The organism is Streptococcus oralis, assembly GCF_023109005.1.
GTDB classification, from domain to species: Bacteria; Bacillota; Bacilli; order Lactobacillales; family Streptococcaceae; genus Streptococcus; species Streptococcus oralis_BU.
The window spans coordinates 68,201-79,641 of record NZ_JALDTU010000009.1; the positions used below are offsets into that span (position 1 = coordinate 68,201).

An 11,441-nucleotide genomic window follows, 5' to 3' on the forward strand; every position below is an offset into this window, starting at 1 on the left:
ATATAATTTTTAATGATGAATGCGAGAAATGATCGGTATGTGGTCGTTGATTTAGAGGCGACCAGCACCGGAAGCAAGGCAAAAATTATTCAAGTAGGCATTGTGGTGATTGAGAATGGTGAAATCATTGATCAGTATGCGACCGATGTCAATCCCCATGAACCCTTGGATTCTCATATCAAAGAATTAACGGGTCTGACCGATCAGCGTTTGGCTGCGGCACCAGAGTTTTCTCAGGTGGCCGGAAAAATTTTTGAATTGGTTAAGGACGGTATTTTTGTTGCGCACAATGTACAGTTTGATGCCAACCTTCTTGCAGAATTTCTCTTTTTTGAAGGATATGAATTGCGTACACCGCGGGTGGATACAGTTGAGCTTGCCCAAGTTCTATATCCTCAGTTTGAAAAGTATAACTTAGGTATCCTTTGTCAAGAGTTGGGCATTGAGCTGGAACATGCCCATACTGCCCTGTCAGATGCTCAGGCAACAGCTGAACTCTTGCTCTACATGCGTCAAAAACTATTTGAGTTACCAAAAGGGCTCTTAGAAAGCTTGCTAAAACTTGCAGACAACCTTCTCTATGAAAGTTATCTGGTGATTGAGGAGGTCTATCAGCAACAATCTCTCTTATCTTCGCCCGACTTGATGGAACTTCATGGGCTTTTCCTCAGAAAGGAAAGCAAAGCCTTAGTCCCACAAAAGTTATCCAAAGACTTTGCTAAAAACATTTCTTTATTGGGGCTGGAGGAACGTCCACAGCAGCTGGATTTTGCGGAGAAGGTTGAGCAATTATTGGAAGAACACCAAACTTCCTTTATCCAAGCCCAAACGGGACTGGGCAAGACTTATGGTTATCTCTTTCCAGCTTTGAACTCGGAGAGTGAAGCTGGAATCCTAGTGAGCGTTCCGACCAAAATTCTTCAAAATCAAATCATGCAAGAAGAAGGTCAGCGCTTAAAAGAGGTCTTCCATCTGGAAATTCATAGTCTCAAGGGGCCTCAAAATTACTTGAAACTGGATGCCTTTCACCGAGTCCTCCATCGACCGGAGTCCAATCGCCTTTTCACACGTTTTAAAATGCAACTGCTCATCTGGTTAACAGAGACAGAGACTGGTGACTTGGACGAAATCGGGCAGCTTTATCGCTACCAGCACTTTCTGCCGGAACTAGTCCACGATGGTAAGCTTTCAAAGAAAAGTTTATTTGCTACAGAGGATTTTTGGAAACGAGGGCAGGAAAAGGCCAAGACCAGTCGCGTTCTCTTGACTAATCATGCCTATCTGGTCACTCGTTTGGAAGACAATCCAGAGTTTGTCGACAACCGTTTGGTGATCTTGGATGAAGCTCAAAAAATGCTGCTAGCTCTTGAAAGTCTAGCCCAGCAGGCTTATCGCCTTGAGGATCTTGTAACTCAAATTGAAAAGTCCTTAGAGTCAGCGGAAGATTTGGTTCAGAAACGCTTGCTTGAGAGTATCGGCTTTGAATGTCGTTACTTGATGGAGCACTATCAGTCAGGTCTGAAGAATGGAAAGTGGTTGAATTCTCTCGAACAGTTGCGCCAACATTTTTCGGAGCTAGCTCTCCCAGAGTATAGAGAGATTGCAAACTTTTTCACGTCGGACCGTGAATTTTGGCTTGCTACAGCAGAAAAATCGAGCAAGGATGTCCTGATTTGTTCAAGCAAAAAAAGCCGCTTTATACTAGCAGAGTTATTGCCAGAAGATTGTAGGCTCCTAGGAGTATCAGCTACTCTTGAAATCAGCAATCGAGTTTCCCTAGCAGATTTATTGGGATTTCCAGATGCTCCGCTTGTTAGGCTTGATGTAGCAAAGCAGGAGCAACAAGAAGTCTTTCTAATTGATGACTTTCCTCTTGTGACAGAAGTTTCATCTTTTGACTATGCTAGTGAAGTGGCTTCTGTTATCCGAAGGTTACAAGCCTTTCAAGAACCCTTATTGGTCTTGTTTACTTCAAAAGAGATGTTGCTGGCAGTTTCGGACCTGCTCGACCAACCGCATCTAGCTCAGTATAAAAATGGGGAACCAAGCCAACTGAAAAAACGTTTTGAAAAAGGTGAACGCCAGATCTTGCTTGGAACAGGCAGTTTCTGGGAAGGAGTTGATTTTTCAACCCATCCTTGCGTGATTCAAGTGATTCCGAGATTGCCTTTCCAAAATCCCCAAGAGCCGTTAACCAAAAAATTAAACCAAGAACTGCGCCAAGAAGGGAAAAATCCCTTTTATGATTATCAGTTGCCGATGGCTATCATTCGGCTAAAACAAGCCCTGGGTCGTACTGTTAGACGGCCCAACCAAGGTTCGGTTGCTGTAATCTTAGACAGTCGTGTTGTCAGCAAGCGTTACGGCAAACAAATCGCCCAGACCTTGTCAAAAGAAAGGGCTGTTCAGGTTCTTTCTAGAGAACAGCTAGAGCCTGCTGTAGCTGATTTTCTCCAATCTCGTCGCAATAGAATGAAAGAAAAATCTAAGAAAGAGAAAAGGTAAAAAATATGAAACGTTCCTTCGACTCTCGAGTCGATTATAGCCTCCTCCTACCAGTGTTTTGTTTACTGGTGATTGGAGTAGTGGCCATTTATATAGCAGTTAGTCATGACTATCCCAATAATGTACTTCCAATACTAGGCCAGCAAATCGCTTGGATTTCCTTGGGCCTTGTCATTGGTTTTGTGGTCATGTTCTTCAATACCGAGTTTTTATGGAAGGTGACTCCCTATCTTTATGGTCTAGGGCTAGCTTTGATGGTTCTTCCACTTGTTTTCTACAATCCAAATCTTGTAGCGTCAACAGGTGCCAAAAACTGGGTATCGATTGGTGGAACGACACTCTTTCAGCCATCGGAGTTCATGAAGATTTCCTATATCTTGATGTTGGCTCGAGTCATCGTACAATTCACTCAAAAACACAAGGAATGGCAACGGACTATTCCCTTGGATTTCCTATTGATTGGTTGGATGATTGCCTTTACCATCCCAGTCTTGATCCTCTTAGCCCTACAAAGTGACTTAGGAACTGCCTTGGTCTTCGTAGCTATTTTTTCCGGTATGGTTCTCCTTTCAGGTGTTTCGTGGAAGATTATCATTCCTGTTTTTGCAACAGGAGTGACTGCTGTTGCAGGCTTCATGGCCATCTTTATAAGCAAGGATGGACGTGCCTTCTTGCATCAGATTGGGATGCCAACTTACCAGATCAACCGCATTTTGGCTTGGCTCAATCCCTTTGACTTTGCGCAAACAACGACTTACCAACAGGCGCAGGGACAAATTGCGATTGGAAGTGGTGGCTTGTTTGGACAAGGTTTCAATGTGTCCAATCTCCTCATTCCAGTACGCGAGAGCGATATGATTTTCACGGTGATTGCTGAGGATTTTGGCTTCATTGGTTCGGTCTTTGTAGTTGCCTTGTACTTACTTCTCATCTATCGGATGTTGAAGATTACTCTCAGGTCAAACAACCAGTTCTACACCTATATTTCGACTGGATTTATCATGATGTTGCTCTTTCATATCTTTGAAAATATCGGTGCCGTGACAGGCTTACTTCCTTTGACAGGGATTCCTCTGCCTTTCATTTCTCAAGGGGGCTCCGCAATTATTAGCAACCTCATCGGTGTCGGTCTCCTCCTATCTATGAGTTACCAGACCAACCTAGCGGAGGAGAAAAGTGGAAAAGTTCCATTCAAACGAAAGAAAGTCGTCCTAAAACAAATCAAATAAGGAGGCCACTATGGCAAAAGTAGCAGTTATCTTAGCCCAGGGTTTTGAAGAAATTGAAGCCTTGACAGTAGTTGATGTCTTGCGTCGAGCAAACATTTCATGCGATATGGTAGGATTTGAAGAGCAGGTGACAGGATCACATGGCATTCAGGTAAAAGCCGACCGTATCTTTGATGCCGATTTGTCCGACTATGACTTGGTAGTTCTTCCAGGTGGTATGCCAGGCTCAGCTCACCTACGGGATAATCAAGCCCTCATTTCACAGATTAAAGCCTTTGACCAAGCAGGAAAGAAAGTTGCAGCTATCTGTGCAGCTCCAATCGCCCTCCATCAAGCAGGTGTCCTGAAAGACAAGCACTTTACCTGTTATGACGGTGTTCAGGAAAACATCAGTGACGGAATTTACCGAAAGGAAATAGTAGTTGTGGATGGCAATCTAACAACCAGCCGAGGACCGTCAACTGCACTTGCCTTTGCCTATGAGCTGGTAGAGCAGTTGGGAGGAGATGCAGAAAGTTTACGAGTCGGCATGCTCTATCGAGATGTCTTTGGAAATTAACAGTAAGACGAGAGTTCGGCTCTCGTTTTTGCTTGGAAAAATCTAGGAAATCATCGCTTTTTTCATAAAAAAATGGTATAATGAAGGGTATGAAATATCACGACTATATATGGGATTTAGGTGGTACCCTATTGGATAATTATGAGACTTCTACAGCAGCTTTTGTAGAAACCTTAGCCCAATACGGAATAGAGCAAGAACACGACCGTGTCTACGAAGCTTTGAAGGTTTCGACAGCTTTTGCCATCGAAAAGTTTGCACCAAATATCGAGGGTTTTTTAGAGAACTACAAAGAAAATGAAGCGCGTGAGCTAGAACATCCAGTTTTGTTTGAGGGAATTCCAGAATTACTCAAAGACATTTCGGACAAGGGTGGCCGCCATTTCTTGGTTTCTCATCGAAATGACCAAGTACTAGAACTTCTTGCTAAGACCCAGATAGCGAACTACTTCACCGAGGTGGTGACTGCCAGTTCTGGCTTTAAACGGAAACCAGATCCTGAGTCCATGATTTATTTACGTGATAAATATCATATTACATCTGGTTTGGTCATTGGTGACAGAAATATTGATGTAGAAGCAGGTAAAGCTGCTGGCTTAGATGCCTATCTTTTTAATAACGTTGCGACATTGAGACAAGCAATAGACATGTAAGAAAAGGGAAAAAATGACAGAAGAAATCAAAAATCAACAGGCACAAGATTATGATGCCAGTCAAATTCAAGTTTTGGAGGGACTTGAAGCTGTTCGTATGCGTCCAGGTATGTATATTGGATCGACTTCAAAAGAAGGTCTTCACCATCTAGTATGGGAAATCGTTGATAACTCAATTGACGAAGCCCTAGCTGGATTTGCCAGTCACATCCAAGTCTTTATAGAGCCAGATAACTCCATCACCGTAGTGGATGATGGGCGTGGAATTCCTGTTGATATTCAGGAAAAGACAGGACGTCCCGCTGTTGAGACCGTCTTTACAGTTCTTCACGCTGGAGGAAAATTCGGCGGTGGCGGATACAAGGTTTCAGGTGGATTACACGGTGTAGGTTCATCAGTAGTAAACGCTCTTTCAACTCAACTAGATGTTCATGTCCATAAAAACGGTAAGATTCATTACCAAGAATACCGTCGTGGTCATGTTGTTGCTGATCTTGAGGTGGTTGGAGATACGGATAAAACGGGAACAACAGTTCACTTCACACCAGATCCAGAGATTTTTACAGAAACAACAACTTTTGACTTTGAAAAATTAAACAAACGTATTCAAGAACTAGCCTTTTTGAACCGAGGCCTTCGAATCTCCATCACAGATAAGCGTGATGGTCTCGAACAGACTAAACATTACCACTATGAGGGTGGGATTGCTAGCTACGTTGAATATATCAACGAGAACAAGGATGTGATCTTTGATACACCTATCTACACAGACGGTGAGATGGATGATATCACAGTTGAAGTAGCCATGCAGTACACAACTGGTTACCACGAAAACGTCATGAGTTTCGCCAATAACATTCACACCCATGAAGGTGGTACGCATGAGCAAGGTTTCCGTACAGCGCTGACACGTGTTATCAATGATTATGCTCGTAAGAATAAACTACTAAAAGACAATGAAGATAACCTAACAGGGGAAGATGTTCGTGAAGGTTTGACTGCAGTTATCTCTGTTAAGCATCCAAACCCGCAGTTTGAAGGACAAACCAAGACCAAACTGGGGAATAGTGAAGTAGTTAAGATTACCAACCGCCTCTTCAGCGATGCCTTCTCTGATTTCCTCATGGAAAATCCACAGATTGCCAAGCGTATCGTGGAAAAAGGGATTTTGGCTGCCAAGGCTCGTGTAGCTGCAAAGCGTGCGCGTGAAGTCACTCGCAAGAAATCTGGCTTGGAAATTTCCAATCTTCCAGGAAAACTAGCAGACTGTTCTTCTAACAACCCTGCTGAAACCGAACTCTTCATCGTCGAAGGAGACTCAGCTGGTGGATCAGCCAAATCTGGTCGTAATCGTGAATTCCAAGCTATCTTGCCAATTCGTGGTAAGATCTTGAACGTTGAAAAAGCTAGCATGGATAAAATCCTTGCCAACGAAGAAATTCGAAGTCTTTTCACAGCCATGGGAACAGGCTTTGGGGCAGAATTTGATGTCACTAAGGCTCGTTACCAAAAACTCGTTTTGATGACCGATGCCGATGTTGATGGAGCCCACATTCGAACCCTCTTACTGACCCTGATTTACCGCTACATGAAGCCAATCCTAGAAGCTGGATATGTCTACATTGCCCAACCACCAATTTATGGGGTTAAAGTTGGAAGTGAGATCAAAGAATACATTCAACCTGGCGCAGATCAAGAAATTAAACTCCAAGAAGCCTTAGCACGTCATAGTGAAGGGCGTTCAAAACCAACCATCCAACGTTATAAAGGTTTAGGAGAAATGGATGACCACCAATTGTGGGAAACAACCATGGATCCTGAACATCGCTTGATGGCGCGTGTTTCGGTAGATGATGCTGCCGAAGCAGATAAAATCTTTGATATGTTGATGGGGGATCGAGTAGAACCTCGTCGCGAATTTATCGAAGAAAACGCTGTTTACAGTACACTTGACGTCTAAAAAATGTGGGAAATAGTTCCCTTGGTTTAAAAAATATGATATAATCATTACGATTGTTTCTAGTATAAAAGGAGTTTGATATGTCTAATGGACAACTAATTTATCTAATGGTTGCGATTGCAGTCATTCTGATCTTAGCTTATGTAACAGCCATCTTTTTACGTAAGCGTAATGTAAGCAGATTAACGGCCCTTGAAGAAAGAAAAGAAGAACTCTACAACCTTCCTGTAAATGATGAGGTTGAAGCCGTTAAAAACATGCACTTGATTGGTCAAAGTCAGGTGACCTTTCGTGAATGGAATCAAAAATGGGTTGATTTATCTCTGAACTCATTTGCTGATATTGAAAATCACCTCTTTGAAGCTGAAAGCTACAACAATTCTTTCCGTTTCTTTAAGGCAACACACAAACTTGATCAAATTGAGAGCCAAATCGGCTTGATTGAAGAAGATATTGCAGCTATTCGCAATGCTCTCTCAGAACTTGAAAAACAAGAATCTAAGAATAGTGGCCGTGTCCTTCATGCCTTGGACTTGTTTGAATCCCTTCAACATACCGTTGCAGAAGATTCAGAGAAATATGGTAAGGCCCTTCCTGAGATTGAGAAACAATTGGAAAACATCCAATCTGAATTCTCTCAATTTGTTACCTTGAACTCATCAGGTGACCCAGTTGAAGCCGCAGCAATTCTTGATTCAACTGAAAATCATATTCTTGCTTTGACACACATCGTTGAGCGAATTCCAGCTCTTGTTGAAACCTTGACAAAGGAACTGCCAGAACAATTAGCAGATTTGGAAGAAGGCTATCGCAAGCTGTTGGATGCCAACTATCACTTTACAGAAACAGATATTGAGTCTCGTTTCCAACTTTTGCATGAATCTTTGAAGAATAATCAAGAAAACATTCGTCAGTTGGAGTTGGACAATGCAGAGTATGAAAATAATCGCATTCAAGAAGAAATCAACGCACTTTATGATATTTTTACTCGTGAAATTGAGGCTCAAAAAGTCGTTGAGAATCTCCTCTCAACACTTCCAACCTATCTCAACCACTTGAAAGAAAATAACCAGGTGCTTGTTCAAGATCTTGAACGTTTGACTAAAACCTACCTTCTTCCTGAAAGTGATGGAAATCATGTTCGTCGTCTTCAAGCAGAATTGGCTGCACTTGATACAGCAATCATGGAAGTGACAGAGGATCAAGGTGAGTCAACACAAGCTTACTCTGCTCTTGAAGAACAGTTGGAAATGCTTCAAAGCAACCTCAAGGATATTGAGGATGAGCAAATCTCTGTTAGCGAACGACTTGCGCAAATTGAAAAAGATGACCTCAATGCTCGCCAAAAAGCAAATGTCTATGTGAATCGTTTGCACACTATCAAACGTTACATGGAGAAGCGAAACTTACCAGGAATCCCTCAAAGTTTCTTGAAACTCTTCTTTACTGCAAGTCATAACACTGAAGATTTGATGGCGGAGCTAGAACAACCGCAGGTTAATATTGAATCTGTTAAGCGAATTCTTGAAATTGCAACGAATGATATGGCAGTACTTGAGACAGAAACATATGACATTGTTCAGTATGCAACTTTGACAGAGCAACTTCTCCAATACTCAAATCGCTACCGTTCATTTGATGAACGTATCCAAGAGGCTTTCAACGAAGCACTTGAAATTTTTGAGAAAGAGTTTGACTATAAAACATCATTTGAAAAAATTTCGCAAGCCTTGGAAGTTGCAGAACCAGGAGTTACAAATCGTTTTGTGACTTCATATGAAAAAACACGTGAAGCAATTCGCTTTTAAAATAGAAGCTTAGAGAATTCTAAGCTTTTTCTTTATTTTTTGAAATGGAGCTAGATTATCTGTTTATCATTGAAATAATAGCTTTGATTTGATATGATGGAAATATGAAGAAAAATATGAACCGTGTTTCTCACGATAAAAAGAGAAGTATATTGCTTTCCTTTGTTGGAATCTTAGGAATCGCTATGATTCTTTTGGGAAGTGCCATTGGCTACAAGGTTCTACAAAAGCAATCTTATGAACAAAAAATTGAAGCGTTAAAAAGCGAAAAGGACCAGCAATTCAACTCAGGTAGTCAGAAGGACCATTTCCGAAAAGGGCAAGCTGAGGTGATTGCCTACTACCCTCTGCAAGGAGAGGAGGTCATTGCGTCTATTAGAGAAAAAATCAACCAAGATATCAAAGAAAATCTAGAAGATAAAGAGGATCTGGTCTTTTATTATACAGAGCAGCTGGATCCTGTCCTTAAGGGAGTTGTTGCTCGTAATATCAGTAGGCAAGTCTATGATTTGTCTGCAGCAAAGGTTGAAGAAAAAGAAAAGACTTCCTTAGGGAAAATTTTCTTGACTGAAGATGGGAAAGCTTTTGACCTCAGTAAACTCTTCAAAGATGCAAGCAAGGCTAAGGAACTCTTACTGAGTCAAATCAAATCAACTCTAGAAGATAAGAAACTTGACCAGGCAAAAATTGATCAAGTTATAAAGAGCTTCACAGATCAGGATTTGGCATCTTGGAGTTTTGATTATAAAGATAGTCAAATCATCCTTTATCCTGCTAATCCTGGAGAGACTGTTGAAGAAATTGCTTTACCAATATCCAGTTTCTTTGATGTCATTGAGTCTTCTTATCTATTAGAAAAGGATGCGGAACTCTACCAATCTTACTTTGCTAAGAAAAATAAAAAGGTTGTTGCCTTGACCTTTGATGATGGTCCAAATCCGACTACAACTCCACAAGCTTTGGATACCTTATCTAAGTACGGTGTAAAGGCAACCTTCTTTGTACTTGGAAAAAACATAGCAGGAAATGAAGATCTTCTGAAACGAATGAAATCGGAAGGTCATGTTGTGGGAAATCATAGCTGGGATCACCCTATCCTTTCTAAATTATCCCTCGAAGATGCTAAAAAGCAAATCACTGATACAGAAGATTTGTTGACTCAAGTTTTAGGATCAAGCTCTAAACTGATGCGCCCACCTTATGGTGCCATTACTGATGATATTCGAAATAGCCTTGACTTGAGTTTTATCATGTGGGATGTGGATAGTTTAGACTGGAAGAGTAAGAATGAAGCTGCTATTTTGACAGAAATTCAACACCAAGTTCGTAATGGTTCCATCATTCTCATGCATGATATCCATGGTCCTTCTGTTAATTCCCTACCAAGTGTCATTGAGTATTTAAAGGGTGAAGGGTATACATTTGTAACCGTTCCCGAATTGCTCAATTCTCGCTTGAAGTCTCACGAGATCTATTACGATCGTGATCAATAATTGTTAAAATCTAAAGGAGCAAGCGTACTGGTAATCAGGATTTTGTTTCTTTAGATTTTCTTCACATAGAAAGGAAAAACGATGAAATCTTACACCCTTAATAATGGAGTTTCAATTCCTGTTCTAGGATTTGGAACATGGAAGGCTGAAAATGGAGAAGTAGCCTACCAAGCTGTTTTAGAAGCTTTAAAGGCTGGTTATCGTCATATCGATACTGCAGCTATCTATAAAAATGAGGAGAGTGTTGGTCGTGCTATTCGAGATAGCGGTGTTCCACGCCAAGAAATCTTTGTAACGACTAAACTTTGGAATACCAATCACAGCTATGATGAAACCCGCCAAGCATTTGAAGAATCAATGGAAAAACTGGGATTGGATTATCTAGATTTGTACCTTATCCATTGGCCAAATCCAAAACCACTAAGAGAAAATGACGAATGGAAAACTCGCAATGCTGAAGTCTGGCGAGCGATGGAGGATCTTTACAAAGAAGGCAAAATCCGTGCTATCGGCGTTAGTAATTTCCTTCCCCATCATTTGGATGCCTTGCTTGAGACAGTAAGAGTCATTCCGGCGGTCAATCAGGTACGCTTGGCACCAGGAGTTTATCAAGAGGAAGTGGTCGACTACTGTAGAGAGAAAGGAACTCTCTTAGAGGCTTGGGGGCCTTTTGGGCAAGGGGAGTTGTTTGAACAGAAAGAAGTCCAAGAAATTGCTGCGAAACATGGGAAATCAGTGGCTCAAATTGCCTTGGCTTGGAGTTTGGCAGAAGGTTTTTTACCTCTACCTAAGTCAGTGACAGCCTCTCGTATCCAGAGCAATCTTGATTGTTTTGGAATTGAACTCAGCAAAGACGAGCGAGAAGTCTTAAAGACAATTTCAGTGACTTCTGGTGCACCACGTGTGGATGAGATGGATTTTTAGTTTGTGAAATCTATTTATATCGAAATAACAAAGACTAGGAATTTTTAATCCTAGTCTTTTTTGCATCTTGAATATACAATATAAGTACACAATAAAAACTCATAAGGTGTGTACTACCCCCATAAAATGAGACACAAGAAAAACACTCCTGTTGAAAATGAACTGCACCCCAAAAATTAGACAGAAAAAATCTAACTTTTGGGGTGTTTTTATTATGAAATTGAGTTATGAAAATAAAGTTCAGATCTATGAACTTAGAAAACAAGGATATAGCTTAGAGAAGCTTTCAAATAAATTTGGGATAAACAAT

8 protein-coding genes and 1 pseudogene are annotated in these 11,441 nt (G+C 41.2%); all 9 read left to right on the plus strand.

What is annotated here, in order from left to right; genetic code table 11:
* The first annotated feature begins 15 nt into the window (after window positions 1-15).
* Window positions 16-2,505 (plus strand): bifunctional DnaQ family exonuclease/ATP-dependent helicase, encoded by a 2,490-nt coding sequence (locus M1F56_RS08815; RefSeq protein ID WP_432654206.1) that lies wholly within the window; start codon window positions 16-18, stop codon window positions 2,503-2,505.
* Between the two features lie 5 nt (window positions 2,506-2,510).
* Complete coding sequence (locus M1F56_RS08820) at window positions 2,511-3,734, plus strand: FtsW/RodA/SpoVE family cell cycle protein (protein WP_247917463.1); 1,224 nt, start codon at window positions 2,511-2,513, stop codon at window positions 3,732-3,734.
* A gap of 10 nt (window positions 3,735-3,744) precedes the next feature.
* The gene (locus M1F56_RS08825; RefSeq protein ID WP_247917464.1) at window positions 3,745-4,293 is read left to right on the plus strand and encodes a DJ-1 family glyoxalase III; all 549 of its coding nucleotides are present in this window, start codon (window positions 3,745-3,747) and stop codon (window positions 4,291-4,293) included.
* A gap of 89 nt (window positions 4,294-4,382) precedes the next feature.
* Window positions 4,383-4,946: an HAD-IA family hydrolase gene (locus M1F56_RS08830; RefSeq protein ID WP_008289140.1), complete on the plus strand. Its 564-nt coding sequence runs from the start codon at window positions 4,383-4,385 to the stop codon at window positions 4,944-4,946.
* A gap of 13 nt (window positions 4,947-4,959) precedes the next feature.
* Window positions 4,960-6,906: a DNA topoisomerase (ATP-hydrolyzing) subunit B gene (gene gyrB, locus M1F56_RS08835; protein WP_000134072.1), complete on the plus strand. Its 1,947-nt coding sequence runs from the start codon at window positions 4,960-4,962 to the stop codon at window positions 6,904-6,906.
* A gap of 80 nt (window positions 6,907-6,986) precedes the next feature.
* Window positions 6,987-8,714, plus strand: coding sequence for a septation ring formation regulator EzrA (gene ezrA, locus M1F56_RS08840; RefSeq protein WP_247917465.1), 1,728 nt, complete (start codon window positions 6,987-6,989; stop codon window positions 8,712-8,714).
* Window positions 8,715-8,818: 104 nt separating this feature from the next.
* Complete coding sequence (pgdA, locus tag M1F56_RS08845; protein WP_084875525.1) at window positions 8,819-10,207, plus strand: peptidoglycan-N-acetylglucosamine deacetylase PgdA; 1,389 nt, start codon at window positions 8,819-8,821, stop codon at window positions 10,205-10,207.
* Between the two features lie 81 nt (window positions 10,208-10,288).
* Window positions 10,289-11,131 carry an aldo/keto reductase gene (locus M1F56_RS08850; RefSeq protein ID WP_247917466.1) on the plus strand — a complete coding sequence of 281 codons (843 nt, stop codon included), beginning with the start codon at window positions 10,289-10,291 and terminating at the stop codon, window positions 11,129-11,131.
* A gap of 214 nt (window positions 11,132-11,345) precedes the next feature.
* Window positions 11,346-11,441 (plus strand): annotated as a pseudogene (locus M1F56_RS08855) (transposase); the annotation flags it as partial.